Genomic DNA, 26521 nt, shown 5'->3' with positions numbered 1-26521 from the left:
ACTGATGCACCGCTATCGCGAGCAAGCTCGGCTCCTACAGTGTTTTGTGGCACACACACAATCTGTGCATGTCTCCCACAGTGGTTTTGGGGTGTTTTTAGGGTTGCGCTGGTTTTTTGAAGACGTAGAACAGATTGGGCTCGCTGACGAGGTACATCGTACCCTCGTCATCCATCGCGATGCCTTCCGCTTGCGGCACGGTTTTTTGCAAACCCTGGCGCCCCTTGATCAATGACAGGGTGCTCAGCGGTCGCCCATCCACATCCAGCTCCAGAATCAAGTGCGACTCGTCAGACAGCGCCAACAGATGACCGCTGCGCTCGTCGTATTGCAAGCTCGACAAGTCCCGCACGAACATCCCTGCATCGCGCTTGGGGTTGTTCACCACGTGCACGGCGTAGGATTTCTCCGGGTTGTAATGCGCAAAGCCCTGCACTTCGTAGATCAGCATCGGGTCGCGCTCCTTGGCGACGAACAGGCGCTTGCCCACCGAATCGTACGCCAACCCTTCAAACCCCTTGTTACTGCCCATGTGCACGCCAAGGACCATCTGTTCGGCATCCGCCCCGTCGAGGAAAGTGGTGTCCTGCTCCAGATGAATCTTGATCAGCCGCTGCTGGCTCTCATCGGTGATCACGTAGGTGTCGGCGCTGATGAACTCCACCGCTTCCGGGTCGCCGAAGCCAATCAACGCCACCCGCCGCAGGACCTTGCCCTCAAGCGACAGCTCGATCAGCTCAGAGTTTTTGTTGGTCACCGTGAACAGGCTTTTGCGCACCGGATCAAACGTCAGCGCCGAGACGTTATCGTCCAGACCGTCGATCACCCGTGCTTCGATTTCCACCCGGTATTGATCCAGGCCGATGGATTCGCTGCTCTGCGGCTGCCAAAGGGTCTGCAGGTTGAACCAGCCACGCTCGAACAAGCGCATGTATTGGCCGATCGCAACCAGCGCGATCAGGGCAATCACCGTCAGGATCAGGACAAGGGGTTTGGGACGGGCAAGTCGTTGCATTCAGGCCAGCTCGAAAACAAAACGGGCGGATGAAATATCACGCCCGTATGAATTCAAGCTTAATGGCCCGTAGCCTGCGACCACAACTGCGGGTTTGCGGCGCTTATTTCTGCTTTTCGAAGCGGTAGAACAGGTTCGGCTCACTCACCATGTACAAGGTGCCCGCTTCGTCCATGGTCACGCCTTCGGCCCGGGGAATGGTGTTCTTCAGGCCGTTGAAGCCACGCAGCAGCGTAATGAAACTGACCTGTTCACCCTTCTTGTCCAGCTCCAGCAACAGGTGCGAATCGGCGGACAGCACCAGCATGTGGCCGGTCCGCGGGTCGATGGCCAGTGCCGACAGGTTGCGCATATCCAGCGCATGACTGGCCAGTTTCAGCTTGTCACCGGTCAGGACCTTGCCGTCACCTTTCCAGGTAAACAAGGCCGGCGGACGCTCTTCGCCCAGCACCAGTTGCTGATTGCGCGGATCCCAGGTGACACCCTCGAAGGCCTTGTTCTGGTCTTTGGAAGGGCCGAGGTCGTATTTCGGGAAGTCGGCGATGTTCAGTTCGCGGGTGTCGGCGTCAACCTTGACGATAGCGATCAGATGCTCGCGCTCATCGACAATGGCCAACCGACCATCGCCCAGCACGGTGACGCCTTCAGGGTTGCTCCAGCCGACCAACGGCATTTTGCGCAACACATCGCCCTGCAGGTTCAATTCGACCAAGAACGGGTTCTTGCCCATGACCGAAAACAGGGTCTTGGTCTGGGGATCGTAAGACAGGTCCGATGCTTCGTCCTTTTCCATGCCCGGCAACGGCTTGGCATCGATCACTGCCCGGTAGTCCGGAAGCCAGATACTGGCCTGGCGCTCGGCCGGGCTCTTGAATTGCTCTTTCACCCAGAGCACGCCTCGCGCATCCCAATGCATGGCAAAGGCGAYGCCGTAGGCGACAACGGCCACCAACAGTAGCCAGGTATACCAACGCAGCGCGAAGCGCGAGCGGCGGGCAGGTTTAAACGTGGAAAGCGGAGGAGTGGCCATCGGGGAATGCGTTCCAGAAATTCAGGCTAGGGGTAATAGCACAATTGGGGCCGGCTCAGACGCCGAACGCCCCGGAATTATCCAGAGAACATGTGAAAAAATCGGCAAATGACAGGAAGGCCCTACGGCGGCCAACCACAAAACCCTTGTAGGAGCCGAGCTTGCTCGCGATAGCGGTCGTTCATTCAACATCCAGGTTGAATGTGCTGACGCCATCGCGAGCAAGCTCGGCTCCTACGGGGGTTTGCGGTGTTTGGGTTAGCGAACGCTGCTGGTGAAGCGGCTCGCGCCAGGCAGTTCCAGGACGATCTCGTCACCGACATTCAGCGGACCAACGCCCACTGGCGTGCCGGTCAGGATCACGTCACCGGCCTGCAGCGAAAAGCAACCGGCCATGTGCTGGATCATCGGCACGATCGGGTTGAGCATTGCGCTGCTGTTGCCGTCCTGGCGCACTTCGCCATTGATGGTCAGGCGGATGCCGATGTCGGCCAGGTCCGCAAAGGTACTGCCGGACACGAACGGCGCGATCACCGCCGCGCCATCGAAGGACTTGGCGATTTCCCAAGGCAGGCCCTTGGATTTCAGCTCGGCCTGTTTGTCGCGCAGCGTCAGGTCCAGGGCCGGCGCGAAACCGGAGATGGCGTCCAGCACTTCCTCACGGCTCGGCTTGGTCGACAACGACTTGCCGATCAATACAGCGATTTCCGCCTCGTAATGCACCGAGCCACGCTCGGTCGGAATGCTGAAACCGCCGTCCAGCGGCACCACGCAACTGCCCGGTTTGATGAACAGCAACGGCTCGGTAGGCACCGGGTTGTCCAGTTCCTTGGCGTGTTCGGCATAGTTACGGCCAATGCACACCACTTTCCCCAGCGGGAAGTGAATACGCGTGCCGTCGACATACTGGTGCTGATAGCTCATTACCGACTCCTGATTCGTGCTCTTAACGTTCGAAAATCAAACAGCGAAGATCTTGCCCGGGTTCATGATGCCGTTCGGGTCGAACACCGCTTTGACGGCTTTCATGTACTCGATCTCAACCGGCGAGCGGCTGTAGGTCAAGTAATCACGCTTGGTCATGCCCACGCCGTGCTCGGCGGAGATCGAGCCGTTGTACTTCTCGACGGTTTCGAACACCCACTTGTTGACGGTTGCGCACTTGGCGAAGAACTCGTCCTTGCTCAGGTTATCCGGCTTGAGGATGTTCAAGTGCAGGTTGCCGTCGCCAATGTGGCCGAACCAGACGATTTCGAAGTCCGGGTAGTGTTCGCCGACGATCGCGTCGATTTCCTTCAGGAACGCCGGGACTTTCGACACAGTGACCGAAATGTCGTTTTTGTACGGCGTCCAGTGGGAAATGGTTTCGGAGATGTATTCGCGCAGCTTCCACAGGTTCTGCAGCTGGGTTTCGCTCTGGCTCATCACGCCGTCCAGTACCCAGCCCTGCTCGACGCAGTGCTCGAAGGTTTCCAGGGCGTGGTTGGCCACTTCTTCGGTGGTCGCTTCGAATTCGAGCAACGCGTAGAACGGGCAATCAGTTTCGAAAGGCGCCGGCACATCGCCGCGGCCCATGACTTTGGCCAGCGCTTTATCGGAGAAGAATTCGAAGGCCGTCAGGTCGAGCTTGCTTTGGAACGCGTGCAATACCGGCATGATCGCGTCGAAATCGGCAGTACCGAGGACCATCGCGGTCAGGTTTTTCGGCGCACGGTCCAGGCGCATGGTCGCTTCGACCACAAAACCCAGGGTGCCTTCAGCGCCGATGAACAGCTGGCGCATGTCGTAGCCAGTGGCGTTCTTGATCAGGTCGCGGTTCAGCTCCAGCACATCACCCTTGCCGGTCACGACTTTCATGCCGGCTACCCAGTTACGGGTCATGCCATAGCGAATGACCTTGATCCCGCCGGCATTGGTGCCGATATTGCCGCCAATTTGGCTGGAACCTGCCGAAGCGAAGTCCACCGGGTAGTACAGGCCTTTTTCTTCGGCGACGTTCTGCAAATGCTCAGTGACCACGCCTGGCTGACATACGGCCGTGCGGTCAGTGAGGTTCACGTCAAGAATCTGGTTCATATAGTCGAAGGACACAACGACTTCGCCATTGGCCGCCACGGCAGCGGCAGACAACCCGGTACGACCACCGGACGGCACCAGCGCCACCTTGTGTTTATTGGCCCACAGGACAATGGCCTGGACCTGTTCGGTGGTCTTGGGAAACACGATGGCCGTCGGGGCCGGGGCGAAATGCTTGGTCCAATCCTTACCATAAGCATTCAGGGAGTCGGCATCGGTCAGCACCTTGCCAGGCTCAACCAGGGTCTTCAGCTCATCAATCAGGGCAGGATTGGTCATCGACAGAACTCTCGAACAATTCATGGTCATCCTGAGAACGCTTCACGTCGCAGGAATGAGTGTTTAGCGGGGCGCCTATGCTAGCATATCGACCCCGCAGGATAGTGCCCAACGGCTGTTCTGCGGCGACGGCTTTCTTGCCGTCCGGGTCAGCATCTGTTGACCATTTCCTGCCATTTTTCTCCGGGATACAGGTTTACGCAGATGAGCAAGACTTCTCTCGATAAGAGCAAGATCAAGTTCCTTCTTCTCGAAGGCGTCCACCAATCGGCTGTCGACGTCCTCAAGGCGGCGGGCTACACCAGCATTGAGTACCTCACCGGTTCTCTGCCGGAAGCCCAGCTGAAGGAAAAGATTGCTGATGCGCACTTCATCGGCATTCGCTCCCGCACGCAACTGACCGAAGAGATCTTCGATCACGCGAAGAAGCTCGTGGCTGTAGGGTGTTTCTGCATCGGCACCAATCAGGTTGACCTGAACGCGGCTCGCGAACGCGGCATCGCGGTGTTCAACGCACCGTACTCCAACACTCGCTCCGTAGCCGAGCTGGTGCTGGCCGAAGCGATCCTGTTGCTGCGCGGCATCCCTGAGAAGAACGCTTCCTGCCACCGTGGCGGCTGGATCAAGAGCGCGGCCAACTCCTTCGAAATCCGCGGCAAGAAGCTGGGTATCGTCGGTTACGGTTCGATCGGTACGCAACTGTCGGTCCTGGCTGAAGGCCTGGGCATGCAGGTGTACTTCTACGACACCATCACCAAGCTGCCGTTGGGCAACGCCACTCAGGTAGGCAACCTGCACGAGCTGCTGGCGATGTCCGACATCGTCTCGCTGCACGTTCCGGAAACCGCCGCCACCCAGTGGATGATGGGCGAGAAGGAAATCCGCGCGATCAAGAAAGGCGGCATCCTGATCAACGCCGCTCGCGGCACCGTGGTCGAGCTGGACCACCTGGCTGCCGCCATCAAGGACAAGCACCTGATCGGCGCGGCCATCGACGTGTTCCCGGTGGAGCCTCGCTCCAACGACGAAGAGTTCGAAAGCCCGCTGCGCGGCCTGGACAATGTGATCCTGACCCCGCACATCGGTGGCTCCACCGCTGAAGCCCAGGCCAACATCGGCCTGGAAGTGGCAGAGAAACTGGTCAAGTACAGCGACAACGGTACGTCGGTATCGTCCGTGAACTTCCCGGAAGTGGCCCTGCCGGCTCACCCTGGCAAGCACCGTCTGCTGCACATCCACGAAAACATTCCGGGCGTGCTCAGCGAGATCAACAAGGTTTTCGCCGAAAACGGCATCAACATCTCCGGTCAGTTCCTGCAGACCAACGAGAAAGTCGGCTACGTGGTAATCGACGTCGACGCCGAGTACTCGGACCTGGCGCAAGAGAAGCTGCAGCACATCAACGGCACCATTCGTTGCCGCGTGTTGTTCTGATAGCGACTTGAGCGACAAAAAAAGGAGACCTAGTGGTCTCCTTTTTCATGGGCGCGGTTCTTTATACCGAGCAGGTTACTTCACGTTGACGGTGATCTTTTTCGACACGATCGGCGGATCGAACGGTATGTGGTTGCTGTCGCCCAGTTCCAGCTGCAAGGTGTGCTTGCCCGGCGTCAGCGTTATTTCAGCCTGGGTCTCGGCTTTGCCGAAATGTTTGTGGTTGTCATCTTTGGGGATCGCCGCACCGGCGGCTGGCAGTTCATCGACATCGATCAGCAAGTGGTGATGGCCGGTGTTCTTGGTGGTATCACCCGCAGGCGCCAGCGCAACGTTCTCGACCGCGAACTTGACGACGACAGTCTGCGGCACCGTCGCCCCGTCTTCAGGAGAAACGATGGATACTTCAGCCCCCTTGGGCGCCGGTGTAGCAGCACTGGCCAACACCGAAACACCCATCAGCAGGCCAGCCAAAGCAGCACGTGACATAAAGGTTTTCATTCTCTTCTCCTGTTTTTCCGTAAAATCCGCGTGACCAATACAACTTCATGGTCAATCGTTGTCGAAGGCACTCGACAACCATAGCAAAGCGAACCTGAACCAGAGGGTCGCGATAATAAATTCAAAGGAGTGACCATGCGCTTTTTGCCTGGCCTGATCTGTCTGCTACCCCTTTTGAGCCCTTTGGCTCATGCCGAACTGATTGACGACGTGAACGACCGCGGCGAACTGCGCATCGCTCTTGAAGCGAATACACCGCCCTTCAACTTCAAGGATGAAGGCAAGCTCACCGGCTTCGAAGTCGAGCTGGGTCAACTGCTGGCCAACGAGCTCGATGTACGGGCCGACTTCGTCGTCACCGATTCGGGCGATCTGCTGACTGGCGTTGAAAGCGGCAAGTACGACATCGCCATCAATCACATTACAGTGACCTCGGCGCTCTCGGATCGTTTCGATTTCAGCGAACCTTACGTTCAAACCACCACGCAATTGATCGCGCAGAAAGAAGAACCGCGCTCAATGTTGCTGGTGCAGTCGTTGACTGATGCGAAACCGAAAGCCGCCGCACCCGTGAGCCTGGCGATTCCGTTTCAGAAAGGTAACCCGGCGTTTCACGCCAGCCTGGAAAACGCGCTGCAACGGATCAAGGACGATGGCCGGATGGCGGCGCTGGAGAAGAAGTGGTTTACGGCGGATGCGAGTGTGTCGCCCAAGCCCTGACAGAGGGTAAATGACTAACCCCTGCAAGAGTGAGCCTGCTCGCGCCTACAAAGGGGGGGGTGTCAGTCGAGAGAGCTCAGTGCGGCATCAGCTTGCGGCAACTCCAGCTCGCTGAAGACTTGCACGCCATGGCGCTTGAGCAGCGCCGCCGTCACACCCTCGCCACTGACCTTTACGCCGCTGAACGTCCCGTCATACGTCAGCAAATTCCCGCAGGACGGGCTGTTGGCCTTGAGCACAGCGATGCGGATGCCATGCTGTTGCACCAGTGCCAGCGCCTGATACGCCCCCGACAGAAACTCGGCACTGACATCCGCGCCTTCGGTGGTGATCACACTGGCGTGGCCATCAAGCACTTCACCGCCCTGCCCGCCCGGGATTTCCGCCGCGGCCCGCGGCGTCGGCAAACCGCCGGCCACCTCGGGGCACAGCGGTACGACCCGGCCCTCATCCAGCCATTGCTGAAGCTGATCGAATGGCCCACTCGCCCCGCCGTCGTAACGAACGCGATGGCCCAGCAGGCAGCGGCTTACCAGAATCTTTTGCATGATCAGAACGGCTCGTTACCCCGACGCCGGAACCAGCCGGTCAACGACAGGCGATCCCGGGTGGCGGGCAGGACTTCGTGGGGCACTTCGCCCGAGAGGAAGACCACCAGGCAACCGCCGATAGGTTGCACGTCGTAGGCGCGGTCGTCGTCGAGGTACATGCGCAACTGACCACCGTGTTCAGGCAGCCAGCCGTCATTGAGATACACCACGGCCGACACCATGCGCCGGTCGTCATCGCGGAAACGGTCGACGTGTTTGAGGTAAAACGCGCCGGGTGGGTACATCGCGAAGTGGCTTTCGAAATCTTCCAGCCCCAGGAACAAGCCGCGGTTCAGTGCTTCACGCAGGCTGTCCATCAACGCCAGGTAGCTGTCGCAGGCTTCGGCCTGGCCCGGATCGATCCACTGGATGTGGTCACCACGAATCCCCTCGCGAACTTCCGATGACGGGCCTCGGCCCACGGCGGCCGGGGCCAGTTCACCCTCGGCTGCACGTTTACGGCACTCAGCCGCCAACGCCCGGGTCAGATCCAGAGGCAGGAAAATATTCTGCTGCGACCAGCCATGTGCAGCCAGGTCATCAACGATACGTAACAGCAGCGGGTGATCAGAGGGTATTTGCATGCCGCGCATAGTATTCCTGTGCTTGAAAATCCGACAGAGCCACGCAGCGGGTTGATACGAATTCTCGACAAGTACGGGTGCCACACGGAGAATAGTCGCCTGCCGACAGGAGTCCCTATGCGCCGTTTGCTTTTTTCACTGTTGATGCTCTGTGCTTTGCCCGCTTGGGCAGACGGCCACGACCAGTTGTATAAAGTCGCCGGCTGGCCAGACCAACGTGCGCATTTCAACGACGCGCTCACGGCCGCACAACAACGCTACGAAAGCAGCCTGCCACCGGCCGTGTTTCAGGCGCTGGTGAATAACAGCAATCAGCGTTTCGCTCCCCAGTCCGTCGATCAGCGTGCCGAAGCGCAATTGCGCAAGAGCCTCGCTGATCCCAAACCGGCATTGGCCTTCTTTCAATCGCCCTTGGGCAAAAAAGTCGTAGCCGCCGAACTGCTGGCCACCCGTCGTGATCAACTGGCAAAAAACGCCAAGGGCCTGCCCAAGGTTCAGGCCAGCGATAGCCGTCAATTGATCATCGGCCACCTGGCCCAGGCCCTGCCCGCTCGCGAGGCGGGCGCTGAAGTGAGCCTGGCCATTGCCGGTGTCGCGGCCGACAGCCTGAGTTCAATGATTCCCGGCCTGTTGGGCGGTGGTCAGGCGCAGATGATGTTGAACGGTCAGCGTCAGCGTTTGATGGAACAGATCGGCAGCGACCTGAACAACACGCTGCTCTACGTGTATCGCGACCTGTCGGATGACGAACTGGAAGAATTCGCCACGTTTGCCGAGTCCACCGAGGGCCAGGCCTATTACCAGGCCGCACTGGCGGCAATTCGGGCGGGGTTGGCGGTGGGGCAGAATACTTCGAACCTCAGCCAATGATTTTTGCTGTCTGATCGACTTGCCCGCGATGGGGCCAAAACGGCCGCTATGAATTCCGGCCTTTGATCCGCTTGGTCAAAAACCCGAAATACTCCTGCCGCAACACCAGCGTCTCATTCGCCAGATGATGCCGCGCCTCTGGCAACATCAACACCTGAGGCCGGTCGAACTTGGCCTTCAACACCCCAAGGTTATGCTCCCAATCCACCGTCATGTCTGCCTGCCCCTGCACGATCAGCGGCCTGCGCGGGCTGTTGGGTGCGGCTTCGATCTGCTTGATCCAGCGCGCCAATGCCCCCACCCAGGCCGTGGGCAGGCGTAACGGCTGCAAAGGATCAGCCTGCAGGAACGGCAAGAAATCAGGATCGTTGGAGTTCTCGCTGAAGCGCCGGGCGATGGCTTTGACGAAAGGCTTGAGCAGGTAATAACTGAGTTTGGACCAACCCCAGGCGCGAGGCCTGACCAGGGGTGACAACAGAATCACCTGCCCTTGAGCGGGACTGTTAGAGCCTTGATTGAGTACATGATCAATCACGATCGCCCCACCCGTGCTTTGCCCGCACAGGTGCCACGGCTGCGGCAGATCGATGGACAAGGCCTCGGCGAACAACCCTTCTAGCGTGTGCTGATACTCGGCGAATGCCTTGATGCTCGCCCGCTCGCCACTGGACAGACCATGCCCCGGCAGGTCGCAGGCGATTACGGCAAACCCCTGGTCCAGCGCCCACTCGATCACATGGCGGTAGAGTCCGGTGTGATCGTAGAAACCGTGGAACATGAACAACGTCGCCTTCGCCCGCTCCGGCCACCAGAACTGGCTGACCAATTCATAGCCATCGACCTCGAAACGCCCCAGCCCCCCACGCAGCGTACGCCCCGGAAAATCCAGGCCATAAAAACGCTGATACGCCATGGCCTCGGTCGACAACGGCTGCCCTTCGGCCAATGGCCGCAGGCTGGCGCGTAAATGATCGGGGGCAAACGTCGCTGACATGAACGATTCCAGAGCGGTAAACAGACTTTATAGGCCTGCGATATTCATCTGTCGCGGCAAGCATGGCAAGCTAGCCGACCTTCGAGGATTGAAACCCATGCGCCCGGCCTATCGCACCACACTGCTTGCCAGCCTGCTCGCCCTCGTGTGCGCCGGCATCCTGTGGGCCGCGTATGACTGGTTTCAAGGACGCTACTTGCGAGCCTTCAGCGAACACACCGCGGTATTTTCCGGTGACCCGCTGCGCCTGCCCGACGACCTCGCCGGCCCCGGCGCCATCCGGCTGGTGCACTTCTGGGACCCGGCCTGCCCGTGCAACGTCGGCAATCAACAACACCTGAGCGAACTGGTCGAGCGCTATGTACCGCAGGGCGTCGAGTTTTATGCAGTGCAAAAACCCGGCAGCCATGGCCAGTTACCCGCCACACTGAGCAGCCTGAAAACCATTACCGTCCTGCCGGGCTCCGAACAGATTCCCGCCAGCCCGGCCGTGGCGATCTGGGACCGCAACGGCAAACTGGCCTACTTCGGCCCGTACAGCGAAGGCCTGACCTGCAATTCGAACAACAGCTTCATCGAACCCATTCTGCAAGCACTGAGCGAAGGTCGCGCGGTGAACGCTACCCATACGCTGGCCATCGGTTGTTACTGCCCATGGCCCGTTGAAGTGAAGTAAGGCATTCCTGACTTTTGCAGGACCGCGATGCCCGCCACGGAAGGTCTGTGCTACATGTTGGCAGCCCACACGGGCGGCAAACCTATAAGAACAAGGAGTCACCATGAAACGCGTCCTGACCGTACTTGCCTTGCTGATTGTCGTGCTCGCCATCGGAGTCGGCGGGTATGTGTACAGCAAACAGCCGTCGCGTCAGGGCCTGGTCGAACTGCAAGGCCTGCAAGGTTCGGTGACCGTGCGTTACGACGAGCGTGGCGTGCCGCATATCCGCGCGGAAAACGAAGCCGACCTCTACCGCACCCTCGGCTATGTGCAAGCCCAGGACCGCTTGTTCCAGATGGAAGCCATGCGGCGCCTGGCCCGGGGTGAACTGGCCGAAATCCTCGGCCCGAAACTGATCGAGACCGACAAACTCTTCCGCAGCCTGCGCATTCGTGAGCGGGCCGACAGCTACGTGGCGTCGCTGGATCGGCAGTCGCCGGCATGGAAGGCGCTGGAAGCGTACCTGGATGGCATCAATCAATATCAGGACACTCACGCCGCACCCGCCGAGTTCGACGTGCTGGGCATCCACAAGCGTCCGTTCACGGCGCAAGACAGCATCAGCGTCGCCGGCTACATGGCATACAGCTTTGCCGCGGCGTTCCGCACCGAACCTTTGCTGACGTTCGTGCGCGACCAATTGGGCGCCGACTACCTGAACATCTTCGACCTCGACTGGCAGCCCAAAGGCGTATTGGCCAAGGGGCATTCCAAACCTGCCCTGACACTGACAGCCAGTGACTGGAAAGACCTGAACGCCCTCGCCCGCCTGAGCGAACAAGCGCTGGCCGACAATGGCCTGCCCCAATTCGAAGGCAGCAACGCCTGGGTGATTTCCGGCAACCGCACCAAAAGCGCCAAACCGCTGCTGGCGGGCGACCCGCATATTCGCTTTTCAGTGCCCGCAGTCTGGTACGAGGCACAACTCTCGGCGCCGGGCTTTGAGCTGTACGGCCACCATCAGGCCTTGGTGCCGTTTGCCTTTCTCGGCCACAACCTGGACTTCGGCTGGAGCCTGACCATGTTCCAGAACGACGATCTGGACCTGATCGCCGAGAAGATCAACCCGGACAACCCTAACCAGGTCTGGTATCGCGGCAAGTGGGTGGACATGGTCAACACCGAACAGAAAATTGCCGTGAAGGGCCAGGAGCCGGTCACGCTGACCCTGCGTCAATCGCCCCATGGCCCGATCATCAATGATGCACTCGGCACCGCGGCAGGCAAGACGCCGGTGGCCATGTGGTGGGCGTTCCTTGAAACGCCAAACCCGATTCTCGAAGGTTTCTACCAGCTCAACCGCGCCGACACGCTGGCCAAGGCACGCGCCGCCGCCGCCAAGGTTCAGGCGCCGGGGTTGAACATTGTCTACGCCAACGCCAAGGGCGACATCGGCTGGTGGGCGGCGGCTCTGCTGCCCAAACGCCCGACCGGGGTGAAACCCGGCTTCATCCTCGACGGCAGCACCAATCAGGCGGACAAGGACGGCTTTTACCCGTTCAGCGCCAACCCGCAGGAAGAGAACCCGCCACGCGGCTATATCGTCTCAGCCAACTTCCAGCCGCTATCGCCGACCGGCATGGAGATCCCCGGTTACTACAACCTTGCCGATCGCGGCCAGCAGCTCAATCGCCAGCTCAGTGACAAGAACGTGAAGTGGGACATCGACGCCAGCCAGAAGCTGCAACTGGGCACCACCACGGCTTACGGCCCGCGTCTATTGGCGCCGTTGTTGCCGGTACTGCGTGAAGTCGTCAGCGATCCCGCCGAACTGAAACTGGTGGAACAACTGGCGCAGTGGAAAGGCGATTACCCGCTGGATTCGACCAGCGCGACGCTGTTCAACCAGTTCCTGTTCAACCTGGCTGACGCGACGATGCACGATGAACTGGGCAATGATTTCTTCGACACTTTGCTCTCGACCCGGGTGATCGACGCCGCGCTGCCACGTCTGGCCGCTACGCCTGATTCGCCGTGGTGGGACAACCGCAACACCCTCGGCAAGGAAACCCGCGCCGATACGGTCAAGGTGGCCTGGCAAGCGAGCATCACCCACCTCAAGACAACGCTGGGTGCGGATTCGGCTCAATGGCAGTGGGGCAAGGCGCACACCCTGACGCACGGCCATCCACTGGGCATGCAGAAGCCGTTGGACCTTATCTACAACGTCGGGCCGTTTGCGGCACCCGGCACGCATGAAGTGCCGAACAACCTCTCGGCCAAAATCGGCCCGGCGCCGTGGCCGGTGACTTACGGCCCGTCGACGCGACGCCTGGTCGACTTTGCCGACCCGGCCCACAGCCTGACCATCAACCCGGTCGGCCAGAGTGGTGTGCCGTTCGACAGCCACTACGATGACCAGGCGGAGGCGTATGTCGAAGGGGTTTATTACGAGGCGCACTTCAACGATGAAGAAGTCACGGCCAATACGCGCAGCACGTTGAAGTTCTTGCCGGCGCGGGCTGCGCCGTAGATTTTTGTTGTTTCGGCTGCCGTCATCGCGGGCAAGCCCGCTCCCACAAGTGACTGAGTTGTCCGCTCGAACGCGGTCCAATGTGGGAGCGGGCTTGCCCGCGATGAGGCCCTCACAAACGACAGAAATGCCTGCTCAAACCATCGCAGAAAAATTCAGCCGGAACTGCTGTGGCGTTACCCCCAATCGGCGGTTGAACACGCTGCGCATGTGCTGGGCATCGCGAAACCCACATTGGTAGGCCACGGTTTTCAGTGGCGAATGGGTGCTTTCCAACAGCACCCGCGCCGCGTCCACCCTCGCCTGTTCGACAAATTCCGCCGGGGTGATTTTGGCTTCCTTGGCAAACACACGGGAAAAGTTGCGGGTGCTCATGTTGGCCGCATTCGCCAGGTCAGCGAGGGTCAGGTCGCCGGTGAGGTTCGCCAGCACGTAGAGCTGAACCAGCGCCACCGCCGACGTGGGTTCGGCGTGGGGCGTGAGGAACGGGCTGAACTGCGATTGCCCGCCTGAGCGCTGCGTGAATACCACCAGACGCTTGGCCACGTGCAGCGCGACTTCCGGCCCGTGATCCCTGGCCAGCAGGTACAACGACAGATCAATCCCCGCCGTGACCCCGGCCGAGGTGTAGAGCTCGCCGTCCTGCACGTACAAGCGATCCGCCTCGACCCGGGTCGACGGGCACAACTGTGCCAACGCGGCAGCATCGCTCCAATGGGTGGTCACGGTCCGCCCATCAAGCAGGCCGGCCCGCGCCAGCATGAACGCGCCATTGCAGATCGAACCAAAACGTTGCGCCCGCCCGCAGGCACCACGCAACCAGGCATCGAACACCGCACCGAAATCCAGGAATGGTAATTGCGGGCCGCCGGCCACCAGCAGCAGGTCATACGCCTCAAGCGCGTCGCTGAAATGCCGGTGAGCATTGAGCGACAAACCGTTGGAACACGGCATCATCCCATGCTCGACACCGATCACCTCCAACCGGTAATGGTCTTGCGGTTCGAGGAAGCGGTTGGCCTCGCAAAACACATCCATGGGACCGGTAACGTCCAGGGACTGAACCCCGGCAAAAACCACGATGGCTACGGTTTTACTCATGGCGGGAAACGCCCTCAATACTTTGATTACACCGCAAGACCTGTAGCAGCTGCCGAGCCTGCGAGGCAGCTGCTACAGGCGCCGTTTGTGATTCGATTATCTGCATCAAACTTAGCCAATCCACGCGCAACAAGCGAGGTTGGCGCGATATGCAGGTTCATTGGCAAGGATCGCAGCCATGGATCGATTGTCCGGTTTTGGGTGACGCAACAGACTTGTTCCATCAGCGCCGCCACGGCGTTGCCCACGAGGACAGCACCCATGAGCAGCATCATTGCCGGTATCAACATTCCCGACAGCGCATTGGCCAAGGCCACCACCGAATACATCCGCGATGTCGAGTCCGACTTGCTGTATCACCACTCGCGCCGGGTGTTTCTGTTCGGTGCGTTGAGCGGTGAACGCAAGCAACTGGCCTACGATCCGGAGTTGCTGTACGTCGGCGCGATGTTCCATGACCTGGGCCTGGTGGAAGGACATCGCAGCGATGACGAACGTTTTGAAGTCGACAGCGCCAATGCCGCCAAGGCATTCCTCAAGCCTTACGGGTTGAGCGACGACGATATCGAGCAAGTCTGGCTGTCGATTGCGCTGCACACCACACCGGGTGTGCCGCAACACTTGCGCCCGAATGTGGCGCTGGTGACCGCCGGGGTTGAAATGGATGTGCTGGGCATCGACTACGCGGCGTTTTCCACCGTGCAGCGTGAGGCGGTGGTGCATGCGCATCCACGGGGTGAAGGCTTCAAGGAATGCATCCTGTGTGCGTTCGCCAACGGCTTCAAACACAAGCCGGATACCACGTTCGGCACGGTGAACGCCGATGTGCTGGTCGACAGCGAGGCGGGGTTCAAGCCGATGAACTTTGTCGAGATCATCCGCAAATCCCCTTGGTTGGCATGAAGCCACAGGGGATTTGGGTTACTGATCGTTCCCACGCTCTGCGTGGGAACGATCATCCGTAGATCAAGCCGCTTCCGGCGCCTGCGCGCGGCGTACGTCCGGTTGCTTCCAGGAGTCGGCAGCGCCTTCTTCGATGGCCTGCTGAATCGCACGCTTGCGGCTCTCTTCGGCACGACGGCTGAAGAACCAGACCAGGAACGTCATCAGCGATACCGCCAGCAAAATCAGGCTGGCCACGGCGTTGATCTCCGGTTTCACGCCCAGACGCACCGCCGAGAACACTTCCATTGGCAGGGTCGTGGAACCCGGCCCCGAGACGAAGCTCGCCAGCACCAGGTCATCCAGCGACAGCGCGAAAGACATCATGCCGCCTGCTCCCAACGAGGGCGCGATCATCGGGATGGTGATCAGGAAGAACACCTTCCACGGCCGCGCACCAAGGTCCATGGCCGCCTCTTCGATGGACAAGTCCAACTCACGCAAACGCGCCGACACCACCACCGCCACATACGCCGCACAGAACGTAGTGTGGGCGATCCAGATAGTGACGATGCCGCGTTCCTGTGGCCAACCGATCATCTGCGCCATGGCCACGAACAGCAGCAACAGCGACAGACCGGTGATGACTTCGGGCATCACCAGCGGTGCGGTGACCAGGCCACCGAACAGCGTGCGACCTTTGAAGCGGGTGATACGGGTCAGGACGAACGCGGCCAATGTACCCAGCGCCACCGCCGCCACCGCCGTGTAGCAGGCGATTTCCAGCGAGCGCACCACCGAGCCCATCAACTGAGTGTTGTCCATCAACCCGACGTACCATTTGATCGACCAGCCGCCCCACACCGTCACCAGTTTTGAGGCGTTGAACGAGTAGATCACCAGGATCAGCATCGGCGCGTAGATGAACAGCAAACCCAGCACCAGCATCAAGCTTGAGAATCTGAAGCGCTTCATTCTTTGCCCTCCATTTCTTTGGCCTGACTGCGGTTGAACAGGATGATCGGCACAATCAGGATCGCCAGCATCACCACCGCCAGGGCTGACGCCACGGGCCAGTCACGGTTGTTGAAGAACTCTTGCCAAAGCACTTTACCGATCATCAGGGTTTCCGGGCCGCCGAGCAGTTCCGGGATCACGAACTCGCCCACCACCGGAATGAACACCAGCATGCAGCCAGCGACGATGCCGTTCTTGGACAGCGGAATGGTGATTTTCCAGAAGCTGTTGAAGGTGCTAGAACCCAGATCGGATGCGGCTTCCAGCAGGCTGTGGTCGTGCTTCACCAGGTTGGCGTAGAGCGGCAGGATCATGAATGGCAGATAGGAGTAAACGACACCAATATAGACGGCGAGGTTGGTGTTGAGGATCTGCAGCGGTTCGCTGATCCAGCCCATGCTCATCAGGAAACCATTGAGCAGACCGTTGTTGCTGAGGATGCCCATCCACGCGTAAACGCGGATCAGGATGGCGGTCCAGGTCGGCATCATGATCAGCAGCACGAGGACCGTTTGCAGCTCTTTACGGGCACTGGCAATGGCGTAGGCCATCGGGTACCCGATCAGCAAACAGAGGACGGTGCTGATCAGCGCCATCTTCAACGAGCCGAGGTAAGCGGCGATGTACAACTCGTCGCCCGCCAGCATGGCGTAGTTGCCGAGGTTGAGCAGCACCTGCAGCTTCTGGTCGACGAAGTTGTAGATTTCGGTGTACGGCGGAATGGCCACATCGGCTTCGGCGAAGCTGATCTTCAAGACGATGAAGAACGGCAGCATGAAGAACATGAACAGCCAGATGAACGGAACCCCGATGACCAGCTGACGGCCACCGGGAATTATTCGATTGAGGCGGCGTTTGAATTTGCGCATGTTCATGAGCGAAGTACCACGCCGCTGTCGTCTTCCCAATACACGTAAACCTGGTCACCCCAGGTTGGGCGCTGACCACGGCGCTCGGCGTTGGCGACGAACGACTGGACGATCTTGCCGCTTGGCAGTTCGACGTAGAACACCGAGTGCCCGCCGAGGTAGGCGATGTCGTGCACTTTGCCGCTGGACCAGTTGTATTCGCAGGTCGGCTGCGTCGGCGTCACCAGCAGTTTTTCCGGACGGATCGCGTAGGTCACGGATTTGTCCTGCACCGAGGTACTGATGCCGTGGCCCACGTAGATCTGGCGATCCAGGTCCTTGCAGGTAATGGTCGCGTGACCTTCGGCGTCGTCGATCACTTCACCGTCGAAGATGTTGACGTTGCCGATGAATTCGCAGACCAGGCGACTGGTCGGGGTTTCGTAGATGTCGATCGGGCTGCCGATCTGGGCAATCCAGCCCAGGTGCATGATCGCGATGCGCTCGGCCATGGTCATGGCCTCTTCCTGGTCGTGGGTCACCATGACGCAGGTTACGCCGACGCGCTCGATGATCTCCACCAGCTCCAGTTGCATCTGCGAACGCAGCTTTTTATCCAGGGCGCCCATTGGCTCGTCGAGCAGCAACAGCTTCGGTCGCTTGGCCAGCGAGCGCGCCAGTGCCACACGCTGACGCTGGCCACCGGACAACTGATGCGGCTTGCGCTTGGCGTACTGGCTCATCTGCACGAGTTTGAGCATGTCGGCCACGCGCGCATCGACTTCGGCGGCAGGCAGCTTGTCCTGCTTGAGGCCGAAGGCGATGTTCTGCGCCACGGTCATGTGCGGGAACAAGGCGTAGGACTGGAACATCATGTTGATCGGCCGCTCGTACGGCGGCATGTCAGTGATGTCTACGCCGTCGAGGAAAATGCGCCCCTCCGTTGGCCGTTCGAAGCCAGCGAGCATGCGCAGCAACGTGGACTTGCCCGATCCCGAACCGCCGAGCAGGGCGAAAATTTCGCCTTTCTTGATTTCCAGGGACACATCGTCCACGGCAATCGTCTCGTCGAACTTTTTCGTGACCCGGTCGATTTTGACCAGCACCTGTTTAGGTGACTGGTCGCCCTCGAGGGCTTTCTTATAGGCGCCGGAGGCAACTGCCATTTACGAAACTCCCAGAAAAAAAGAGTGCAGTTCGCTCAAGGTGAGCCAACCTTGGATAGTTTGAGCCTTGAAGCTATTTACCCGTCTTGACCTTGGTCCAGCTGCGGGTCATCAAACGTTGAATATTCGGTGGTAATTCGACCGACACGTAGGTCTTGTCGAGGACTGCTTGCGGTGGATAAACCGACTCGTCTGTGCGGATGGACTGTTCCATCAGTTTGTCCGAAGCAGGGTTGGGATTCGCATAGCCAACAGAATCACTGACCTGTGCGATCACCTCGGGTTTCAACAAATAGTTGATGAACGCGTGGGCCTCTTTGGTGTTGGCCGAATCCTTGGGAATCGCCAGCATGTCGAACCACAGAGCGCCGCCTTCCTTGGGAATGGTGTAGACGATGTTCACGCCTTTCTTGGCTTCTTCCGCACGGTTGCGGGCCTGGAACATGTCGCCGGAGAAACCGATGGCGATGCAGATGTCGCCGTTGGCCAGGTCCGAGATGTACTTGGAGGAATGGAAGTAAGTCACGTACGGCCGCACGGCGAGCAACTTGGCGGTGGCCTTTTCATAATCCTTGGGATCAGTGCTGTTGGCGTTCAGGCCCATGTAGTTGAGCACGGTCGGCATCATTTCATCGGCCGAGTCGAGGAACGCCACGCCGCAGCTGTGCAGCTTCTTGATGTTCTCCGGCTCGAACAGCACGCTCCATGAATCGATCGTGTCGACGCCCAGCACGGCTTTGATTTTGTCGACGTTGTAACCGATGCCGTTGGTGCCCCACAGGTACGGCACCGCGTACTGGTTGCCCGGATCGTTCTGCTCCAGGCGCTTGAGCAGCACCGGGTCGAGGTTGGAATAGTTAGTCAGCTTCGACTTGTCGAGTTTCTGGAAGGCGCCCGCCTTGATCTGCTTGCCAAGGAAGTGGTTGGACGGCACGACCACGTCGTAACCGGTACGCCCGGCCAGCAACTTGCCTTCCAGGGTTTCGTTGGAGTCGAAGACGTCATAGACCGGCTTGATGCCGGTCTCTTTCTGGAAGTCAGCCAGGGTGGTCGGACCGATGTAGTCCGACCAGTTATAAATATGCACAGTACCGGCGGCCTGGACACTAACGGCAAGTGTCAGTCCAGCGCCAGCCAGCAAGGCATTGCGAAACAAAGAAAAAATAGGCAAGTGGAGGTCCTCTAAAATTAGTTGGGCCCAAGTTGCCCCGCGTTACATGACAACCGTGATTGCCCAGCAACAAAACCGGCGCGCAACTTACCCTCGAAAAACCGTTCCAGCAAAACTTTTATGCAGATACCTGTAGCAGCTGCCGAAGGCAGCGTTAAGGTCCGAAGGACCTTCCCGCGTTTTCAACAGCACAACTGCTTCGCAGTTGGACGCAGCCTGCGGCAGCTGCTACAGGGTTTTACGCCTTATTTACCCGATTTGATCTTGGTCCAGCTGCGAGTCAGGATCCGCTGGGTCGCGGCCGGCAAGTCGGCAATCGCGTACAGCTTGGCCAGCACGTCCGCTGGCGGGTAGATGCCTGGATCCGCGGTGATGTCTTTATCCACCAGTGGCGTGGCAGCCGCGTTACCGTTCGGGAAGCGCACGGCGTTGGTGATTTCAGCCATGATTTCCGGCTTCTGCAGGAAGGTCATGAACTTGTAGGCGCCTTCGACGTTCTCGGCATCTTTAGGGATGGCGACCATGTCGTAGAAGCTGCCAGCACCTTCTTTCGGAATGTTGTAGCTGACTTTGACCTTGTCACCGGCTTCAGCCGCGCGGGACTTGGCCTGATACACGTCACCCGAGTAACCCACGGCTACACAGATGTTGCCGTTGGCAAGGTCGGAGATGTACTTGGACGAGTGGAAGTAGGCGATCGAAGGACGGACCTTCATGATCAGCGCTTCAGCCTTGTCGATGTCTTCTTTCTTCTGGCTGTCGGTTGGCAGGCCCAGGTAGTGCAGCGCCACCGGAATCATCTCGGTTGGCGAGTCCAGCAAGCTGATACCGCAGGACTTCAGCTTGGCGGCGTTTTCAGGTTTGAAGATCAGGTCCCAGGAATCGACCGGTGCGTCGGCACCCAGTGCAGCCTTGACCTTCTCGGCGTTGTAGCCAATGCCGATCGAGCCCCACATGTACGGGAAGGCATGTTCGTTGCCCGGGTCGCTCACCGATACCGCCTTGAGCAGGTCGGTGTTCAGGTTTTTCCAGTTAGGCAGCTTGGACTTGTCCAGCTTCTGGTAAACGCCGGCCTTGATTTGCTTGGCCAGGAAGTTGTTCGACGGTACGACGATGTCGTAACCGGATTTGCCGGCCAGCAACTTGGCTTCAAGGGTTTCGTTGCTGTCGAACACGTCGTAGACGACTTTGATCCCCGACTCGTCTTCGAACTTCTTGATGGTGTCCGGTGCGATGTAATCGGACCAGTTGTACACGTGCAGTACTTTGTCATCGGCCTGAACCGCGCCCGCCATCAACCCCATCAACGACATGGCAAGGAGAGTCTTACCAGCGAGCTTTTTACCTAGTGCCTTCATGCGTAATGCTCCAAATTTTTCTTTTTTGAACCACTTGTTTTCAGCGACCGAACCCGGGCAACTGGAACCGCGGCTAGTCTGGCAAGATCCACATCGGTCTTTCAAGGAAAGGCCACGCTTTCTGACAGCGCTGAGCGAAAGTAGCTGTTTTGATACAAACCCCGGCCACTTACGCTCAGAGCCTAGCACTTAGCCCTGCAACGCACTCAGGGTCAGGTCCAGACACTTGCGTGCCTTGGCCACCAACTCATCGATTTCAGCCGGTGTAATCACCAGTGGCGGAGCAATGATCATGGTGTCGCCCACGGCGCGCATGATCAGGCCGTTGTCGAAGCAGAACTGGCGGCAAATCATGCCGACGCCCTTGCCTTCGTAACGTTTGCGAGTGGCTTTGTCCTGAACCAGTTCAATGGCCCCCAACAGACCGACACCACGCACTTCTCCCACCAACGGGTGATCGTTCAGTTCCCGCAGACGTTTCTGCAAATAGGGTGCCGTTTCTGCATGAACGCGCTCGATAATTTTTTCTTCGCGCAGGATGCGGATGTTTTCCAGCGCCACCGCAGCGGCCACCGGGTGACCGGAGTACGTGAAGCCGTGGTTGAAGTCGCCGCCTTCGTTCAGCACCTCGACGACTTCGTCACGCACGATCAGGCCACCCATGGGGATGTAGCCGGAGGTCAGGCCTTTGGCGATGGTCATCATGTCGGGCTTGAGGTCGTAGTAATCGGTACCGAACCACTCACCGGTACGGCCAAAACCACAAATCACTTCGTCCGCCACGAACAGGATGTCGTACTTGGCGAGGATTTCCTTGATGCGCGGCCAGTAGGTGTCTGGCGGAATGATCACGCCACCGGCGCCCTGGATCGGCTCGGCAATAAAGGCACCGACGTTATCCACGCCGATTTCCAGAATTTTCTCTTCCAGCTGATTCGCCGCCCAGACGCCGAACTCTTCAGGCGTCATGTCGCCGCCTTCGGTGAACCAGTACGGCTGTGCGATGTGGACAATGCCCGGAATCGGCAAGTCGCCTTGTTCGTGCATGTACGTCATGCCACCCAGGCTCGCGCCGGCCACGGTAGAACCGTGATAGCCGTTCTTGCGGCTGATGATGACTTTCTTTTTCGGTTGGCCCTTGATCGCCCAGTAGTGACGAACCATACGCAGCATGGTGTCGTTGCCTTCGGAGCCGGAGCCGGTGAAGAACACGTGGTTCATGCCTTCTGGGGCGATGTCGGCGATGGCCTTGGCCAGCTCCAGAACCGGAGGGTGAGCGGTCTGGAAGAACAGGTTGTAGTAAGGCAGTTCGCGCATTTGCTTGCTAGCGGCATCGGCCAGTTCATCACGACCGTAACCGATCGCTACGCACCACAGGCCGGCCATGCCGTCGAGGATCTTGTTGCCTTCGCTGTCCCACAGGTAAACGCCCTTGGCGTTGGTGATGATCCGCGGGCCTTTCTCTTTCAGCTGCTTGAAATCACTGAACGGAGCCAGGTGGTGATCGTTGCTCAGGGTTTGCCATTCACGGGTTTGCGGATTGTTACTGGTCATGTAAATCTCCTAAAAAATCAGGTGAAAGCGCCGCCCGACAACGACGGCGCCCGGCGTATCAGACGGCAAAGAGCAGGAATTCCCGTTCCCACGAACTGATCACGCGCTTGAAGTTTTCATGCTCGGCCCGCTTGACCGCGACGTAGCCAGTAATGAAATTTTTGCCCAGGTACTTCTCGATGGTTGAGCTGTTTTCCATGCGATCCAGCGCATCTTCAATGGTCAGCGGCAGGCGCAGGTTGCGGCGTTCATAGCCACGGCCCACCACCGGGGCACTCGGATTGAGGCCTTCGACCATGCCGACGTAACCGCAGAGCAGGCTCGCGGCAATCGCCAGGTACGGGTTGGCATCGGCGCCCGGCAGACGGTTTTCCACCCGGCGGTTTTGCGGCCCGGCGTCCGGAACCCGCAGGCCCACGGTGCGGTTCTCTTCGCCCCACTCCACGTTCACCGGTGCCGAGGTGTCCGGCAGGAAGCGGCGGAACGAGTTGACGTTGGGCGCGAACAGCGGCAACAGCTCGGGAATGAGTTTCTGCAAGCCACCGATGTGGTGCAGGAACAACTGGCTCATGGTCCCGTCTTCATTGGAGAAGATGTTCTTGCCGGTCTCGATGTCGATGATGCTCTGGTGCAAGTGCATCGCACTGCCCGGTTCACCGGTCATGGGCTTGGCCATGAAGGTCGCCGCCACGTCGTGCTTGAGCGCGGCTTCGCGCATGGTGCGCTTGAACACCAGGATCTGGTCGGCCAGGGACAGGGCATCGCCGTGACGGAAGTTGATTTCCATCTGCGCCGTGCCGTCCTCGTGGATCAACGTATCGAGGTCCAGCTCCTGCAATTCGCACCAGTCGTAGACGTCTTCAAACAGCGGATCGAATTCGTTCGCCGCTTCAATCGAGAACGACTGGCGACCGATTTCCGGGCGCCCGGAGCGACCGATCGGCGGCTGCAGCGGATAGTCGGGGTCGTCGCTGCGCTTGGTCAGGTAGAACTCCATTTCCGGCGCCACGATCGGCTGCCAGCCCTTGTCGGTATAGAGTTTCAGGACCTTCTTGAGCACGTTGCGCGGCGACAGCTCGATCGGGTTGCCTTGCTTGTCGTAGGTGTCGTGGATCACCTGGGCAGTCGGCTCGATGGCCCACGGCACCAGAAACACAGCGTTCTGGTCGGGGCGGCAGATCATGTCGATGTCGGCCGGGTCGAGCAGCTCGTAATAGATGTCGTCTTCGACGTAGTCGCCTGTCACGGTCTGCAACAAAACGCTTTCAGGCAGGCGCATGCCTTTTTCGGCAATGAACTTGTTGGTCGGCGAAATCTTGCCCCGGGTAATCCCGGTCAAGTCGGCGATCATGCATTCGACTTCTGTGATCTTGTGGTCTTTCAACCAATCGGTGAGCTGGTCGAGGTTGTTACTCATAAATGCCTCTAGGCTTTGAGTTTCCTGACTCTTGCAAGTCAGGCGATGTTTGACGCATCGGCGTCGCGTTGAAACGGGTGTCTGCGACAGGCTATCGTGTTTCTTGCGGACTGCGCGCCAACGGCCGGGCGTGCAGAATCACGAGCGGAGTCCTGTGCGATAGCCAGGCCGCTATTGTGAATCGGTTCTATATTGAATGGAGTAACCGTAATGGGGGTGCCATCAGGACCGTCCAGAATATCGGACGCAGACCGATGAGCCGCCAGCGACCGCAGAGTTTTGAGCGGGCCCGAAGCCGATGAGGCTACGGCGCGGACGCAAGTGTCGCCACTGATGTGGTAAGCATGCAGACCAATCTGCCTAGAGCAGTCGGTGATGCCGATTATCGGCAGGCGAGACATGAAGCACCCCGGTATTATTGGTGTTATGGGTTTGAATCGAGCTTAGCCTTGTTCATTTTTTTACACAACACCCCCGTAAAAAATACAACACGCCCCGCTCAACCCCGCGTCGGCTAAAGCGTTCAAAGGCATAAAAACGCCCCAAAGTGCCTCAAAAAAGCCTTACGAGCGCTTTTTTAGGGCAAAAAAGGCCTCGCTTGACTTCGGCATGCCGTTCGGGTTGACTGGAATCCGAAGAGATCAATGATTGATATTTTTAACAACAAAGGTGTTGCATCATGTCGGTACCCCCGCGTGCCGTTCAGCTTAACGAAGCGAACGCGTTCCTTAAGGAACATCCTGAGGTTCTGTACGTTGACCTTCTGATTGCGGATATGAATGGTGTGGTGCGCGGCAAGCGCATTGAACGCACCAGCCTCCACAAGGTTTACGAGAAAGGCATCAACCTGCCGGCCTCTCTATTTGCTCTGGATATCAATGGCTCGACGGTGGAAAGCACCGGCCTGGGCCTGGACATCGGTGATGCTGACCGAATCTGCTATCCAATCCCCGACACCCTGTGCAATGAGCCTTGGCAGAAACGCCCTACCGCGCAGCTGTTGATGACCATGCACGAACTCGAAGGTGACCCTTTCTTCGCGGATCCCCGTGAAGTGCTGCGTCAAGTCGTGACCAAGTTCGACGAGATGGGCCTGACCATCTGCGCCGCGTTCGAACTGGAGTTCTACCTGATCGACCAGGAAAACGTGAACGGCCGTCCACAGCCGCCACGCTCGCCGATCTCTGGCAAACGCCCGCATTCGACTCAGGTCTACCTGATCGACGACCTCGACGAATACGTCGATTGCCTCCAGGACATTCTGGAAGGTGCGAAAGAGCAAGGCATCCCTGCCGACGCGATCGTCAAGGAAAGTGCCCCGGCGCAATTCGAAGTGAACCTGCACCACGTGGCCGACCCGATCAAGGCCTGCGACTACGCGGTTCTGCTCAAGCGCCTGATCAAAAACATCGCCTACGACCATGAAATGGACACCACCTTCATGGCCAAGCCTTACCCGGGCCAGGCGGGCAACGGTCTGCACGTCCATATCTCGATTCTTGATAAAGACGGCAAAAACATTTTTGCCAGCGAGGATCCCGAGCAGAACGCCGCACTGCGTCACGCGATCGGCGGTGTGCTCGAGACCCTGCCCGCGCAGATGGCTTTCCTCTGCCCGAACGTCAACTCCTACCGTCGTTTCGGCGCACAGTTCTACGTGCCGAACTCGCCGTGCTGGGGCCTGGACAACCGTACCGTGGCGATTCGCGTACCGACCGGCTCTTCCGATGCCGTACGTATCGAACACCGTGTTGCCGGCGCCGATGCCAACCCGTACCTGTTGATGGCCTCGGTCCTGGCAGGCGTGCACCACGGCCTGACCAACAAGATCGAGCCAGGCGCACCCGTAGAAGGCAACTCCTACGAGCAGAACGAGCAAAGCCTGCCGAACAACCTGCGCGATGCATTGCGCGAGCTGGACGACAGCGAAGTCATGGCCAAGTACATCGATCCGAAGTACATCGATATCTTCGTCGCGTGCAAAGAGAGCGAGCTGGAGGAGTTCGAACACTCCATCTCCGACCTTGAGTACAACTGGTACCTGCATACCGTGTAARCGGTTGCMGTAAAAAACAACGCYGCCGGCYTYACMGCCTGCGGCGTTTTTTTGTCCCCCTTTGGAGCGCTGCACGCAAGAAAGACCATAGACTCGCCATCATTTGAATCTCACACTTTGGTATGCCAGGCAAGACTCGACACCCGCCTGAATTTTGAGGATCAATTACCATGAAAATAATCCTGATGGGCGCAGCTCTTTCACTGATCGGCGCTAGCATGTGCATCCCTGCCGTTGCCGGGGACGACCACACTTCCACTTGGACCTACAGCGATCACTCCGGCCCGGAGCACTGGGGCGACCTCAAGAGTGACTACAAACTCTGCTCAACCGGCAAGGCGCAGTCACCCATCGATATCAGTAGCGCGGTCAAGGTCAGCCTGGCCCCCCTGACCTTTAACTATCGGGCAAGCCCGGTCACCATCCTGAACAATGGCCACACCATTCAGGTTTCACCAAAGGACGCGGGCGGTATCACCTTGCCTACCGGCGACTACTCGCTCGTGCAGTTTCACTTTCATACGCCCAGTGAAGAAAACATCCAGGGACGCGCCTATCCGCTGGATGCGCATTTTGTCCACAGCAACGCTGCCGGCGAACTAGCCGTAGTTGCCGTGCTGTTTGAAGAAGGCGCCCACAACCCGGCACTGGAACCCATTCTTGCCGC

Annotated in this window: 24 protein-coding genes; 8 read left to right on the top strand and 16 right to left on the bottom strand. The window is 59.0% G+C overall.

The window, feature by feature from the left end; translation table 11 throughout:
* Positions 1 to 97: 97 nt before the first annotated feature.
* The 4 genes from AC1D2P_RS23245 to AC1D2P_RS23230 form a co-directional block, all read right to left on the bottom strand.
* Positions 98 to 1015 carry an SdiA-regulated domain-containing protein gene (locus AC1D2P_RS23245; protein WP_109785664.1) on the bottom strand — a complete coding sequence of 306 codons (918 nt, stop codon included), beginning with the start codon at positions 1013 to 1015 and terminating at the stop codon, positions 98 to 100.
* A gap of 103 nt (positions 1016 to 1118) precedes the next feature.
* Complete coding sequence (locus AC1D2P_RS23240; protein ID WP_477811612.1) at positions 1119 to 2045, bottom strand: SdiA-regulated domain-containing protein; 927 nt, start codon at positions 2043 to 2045, stop codon at positions 1119 to 1121.
* Positions 2046 to 2303: 258 nt separating this feature from the next.
* Entirely contained in the window at positions 2304 to 2969 is a 666-nt protein-coding gene (locus tag AC1D2P_RS23235; protein ID WP_046032308.1) for a fumarylacetoacetate hydrolase family protein, read from the bottom strand.
* Positions 2970 to 3005: 36 nt separating this feature from the next.
* Positions 3006 to 4400: an FAD-binding oxidoreductase gene (locus AC1D2P_RS23230; RefSeq protein WP_046032307.1), complete on the bottom strand. Its 1395-nt coding sequence runs from the start codon at positions 4398 to 4400 to the stop codon at positions 3006 to 3008.
* A 204-nt stretch (positions 4401 to 4604) separates the two neighbouring features.
* On the opposite strand from AC1D2P_RS23230, the gene serA reads away from it, so the two are divergent.
* Entirely contained in the window at positions 4605 to 5834 is a 1230-nt protein-coding gene (gene serA, locus AC1D2P_RS23225; RefSeq protein ID WP_046032306.1) for a phosphoglycerate dehydrogenase, read from the top strand.
* 75 nt (positions 5835 to 5909) lie between these two features.
* On the opposite strand, the gene AC1D2P_RS23220 is transcribed toward serA, so the two are convergent.
* Positions 5910 to 6335, bottom strand: a complete 426-nt coding sequence (locus AC1D2P_RS23220; protein WP_109785665.1) for a DUF4399 domain-containing protein — start codon at positions 6333 to 6335, stop codon at positions 5910 to 5912.
* Between the two features lie 135 nt (positions 6336 to 6470).
* Between AC1D2P_RS23220 and AC1D2P_RS23215 the strand changes: the two genes are divergently transcribed.
* Positions 6471 to 7055 carry a transporter substrate-binding domain-containing protein gene (locus AC1D2P_RS23215; RefSeq protein WP_109785666.1) on the top strand — a complete coding sequence of 195 codons (585 nt, stop codon included), beginning with the start codon at positions 6471 to 6473 and terminating at the stop codon, positions 7053 to 7055.
* 62 nt (positions 7056 to 7117) lie between these two features.
* On the opposite strand, the gene AC1D2P_RS23210 is transcribed toward AC1D2P_RS23215, so the two are convergent.
* On the bottom strand, positions 7118 to 7603 hold the full coding sequence (locus AC1D2P_RS23210) for a 2-thiouracil desulfurase family protein (RefSeq protein ID WP_109785667.1): 486 nt from the start codon (positions 7601 to 7603) through the stop codon (positions 7118 to 7120).
* Between the two features lie 2 nt (positions 7604 to 7605).
* Positions 7606 to 8238 carry a 2OG-Fe(II) oxygenase gene (locus tag AC1D2P_RS23205; protein ID WP_046032302.1) on the bottom strand — a complete coding sequence of 211 codons (633 nt, stop codon included), beginning with the start codon at positions 8236 to 8238 and terminating at the stop codon, positions 7606 to 7608.
* Positions 8239 to 8346: 108 nt separating this feature from the next.
* Here AC1D2P_RS23205 and AC1D2P_RS23200 point away from each other — a divergent pair, with 108 nt between their 5' ends.
* On the top strand, positions 8347 to 9099 hold the full coding sequence (locus AC1D2P_RS23200) for a DUF2059 domain-containing protein (RefSeq protein ID WP_046032301.1): 753 nt from the start codon (positions 8347 to 8349) through the stop codon (positions 9097 to 9099).
* Between the two features lie 46 nt (positions 9100 to 9145).
* Here the strand turns inward: AC1D2P_RS23200 and bipL are convergent, their stop codons facing one another.
* The gene (gene bipL, locus AC1D2P_RS23195; RefSeq protein WP_109785668.1) at positions 9146 to 10093 is read right to left on the bottom strand and encodes a phospholipase BipL; all 948 of its coding nucleotides are present in this window, start codon (positions 10091 to 10093) and stop codon (positions 9146 to 9148) included.
* Between the two features lie 97 nt (positions 10094 to 10190).
* Here bipL and AC1D2P_RS23190 point away from each other — a divergent pair, with 97 nt between their 5' ends.
* The gene (locus AC1D2P_RS23190) at positions 10191 to 10769 is read left to right on the top strand and encodes a DUF6436 domain-containing protein (RefSeq protein WP_109785669.1); all 579 of its coding nucleotides are present in this window, start codon (positions 10191 to 10193) and stop codon (positions 10767 to 10769) included.
* Positions 10770 to 10872: 103 nt separating this feature from the next.
* The gene (locus tag AC1D2P_RS23185) at positions 10873 to 13284 is read left to right on the top strand and encodes a penicillin acylase family protein (RefSeq protein WP_109785670.1); all 2412 of its coding nucleotides are present in this window, start codon (positions 10873 to 10875) and stop codon (positions 13282 to 13284) included.
* 135 nt (positions 13285 to 13419) lie between these two features.
* On the opposite strand, the gene AC1D2P_RS23180 is transcribed toward AC1D2P_RS23185, so the two are convergent.
* On the bottom strand, positions 13420 to 14385 hold the full coding sequence (locus AC1D2P_RS23180; protein ID WP_109785671.1) for a GlxA family transcriptional regulator: 966 nt from the start codon (positions 14383 to 14385) through the stop codon (positions 13420 to 13422).
* A 261-nt stretch (positions 14386 to 14646) separates the two neighbouring features.
* Between AC1D2P_RS23180 and AC1D2P_RS23175 the strand changes: the two genes are divergently transcribed.
* Positions 14647 to 15288: an HD domain-containing protein gene (locus AC1D2P_RS23175; protein ID WP_109785672.1), complete on the top strand. Its 642-nt coding sequence runs from the start codon at positions 14647 to 14649 to the stop codon at positions 15286 to 15288.
* Between the two features lie 63 nt (positions 15289 to 15351).
* Here the strand turns inward: AC1D2P_RS23175 and AC1D2P_RS23170 are convergent, their stop codons facing one another.
* From AC1D2P_RS23170 to AC1D2P_RS23140, 7 genes are all read right to left on the bottom strand, one after another.
* Positions 15352 to 16242 (bottom strand): ABC transporter permease subunit, encoded by an 891-nt coding sequence (locus AC1D2P_RS23170; RefSeq protein WP_046032295.1) that lies wholly within the window; start codon positions 16240 to 16242, stop codon positions 15352 to 15354.
* Positions 16239 to 17120, bottom strand: a complete 882-nt coding sequence (locus AC1D2P_RS23165; RefSeq protein ID WP_175649027.1) for an ABC transporter permease subunit — start codon at positions 17118 to 17120, stop codon at positions 16239 to 16241. Before AC1D2P_RS23165 ends, AC1D2P_RS23170 begins: the two co-directional genes overlap by 4 nt.
* A 35-nt stretch (positions 17121 to 17155) precedes the next feature.
* Positions 17156 to 18298, bottom strand: a complete 1143-nt coding sequence (locus tag AC1D2P_RS23160; protein ID WP_046032293.1) for an ABC transporter ATP-binding protein — start codon at positions 18296 to 18298, stop codon at positions 17156 to 17158.
* Positions 18299 to 18371: 73 nt separating this feature from the next.
* Positions 18372 to 19469, bottom strand: a complete 1098-nt coding sequence (locus AC1D2P_RS23155; protein WP_046032292.1) for a polyamine ABC transporter substrate-binding protein — start codon at positions 19467 to 19469, stop codon at positions 18372 to 18374.
* Between the two features lie 245 nt (positions 19470 to 19714).
* The gene (locus AC1D2P_RS23150; RefSeq protein WP_109785673.1) at positions 19715 to 20827 is read right to left on the bottom strand and encodes a polyamine ABC transporter substrate-binding protein; all 1113 of its coding nucleotides are present in this window, start codon (positions 20825 to 20827) and stop codon (positions 19715 to 19717) included.
* A gap of 189 nt (positions 20828 to 21016) precedes the next feature.
* Positions 21017 to 22381, bottom strand: a complete 1365-nt coding sequence (locus tag AC1D2P_RS23145) for an aspartate aminotransferase family protein (RefSeq protein ID WP_109785674.1) — start codon at positions 22379 to 22381, stop codon at positions 21017 to 21019.
* A gap of 58 nt (positions 22382 to 22439) precedes the next feature.
* On the bottom strand, positions 22440 to 23798 hold the full coding sequence (locus tag AC1D2P_RS23140; protein WP_046032289.1) for a glutamine synthetase family protein: 1359 nt from the start codon (positions 23796 to 23798) through the stop codon (positions 22440 to 22442).
* A gap of 679 nt (positions 23799 to 24477) precedes the next feature.
* Here AC1D2P_RS23140 and AC1D2P_RS23135 point away from each other — a divergent pair.
* Positions 24478 to 25854 (top strand): glutamine synthetase family protein, encoded by a 1377-nt coding sequence (locus tag AC1D2P_RS23135; RefSeq protein ID WP_017341358.1) that lies wholly within the window; start codon positions 24478 to 24480, stop codon positions 25852 to 25854.
* A 170-nt stretch (positions 25855 to 26024) separates the two neighbouring features.
* The coding region (locus AC1D2P_RS23130) for a carbonic anhydrase (RefSeq protein ID WP_477811611.1) at positions 26025 to 26521 on the top strand (497 nt) is incomplete at its 3' end.

The organism is Pseudomonas sp. P1_F1_2 (genome assembly GCF_056405815.1).
Note: the sequence above shows the minus strand (reverse complement) of the source record. Positions and strands in the feature narration are given on the sequence as shown.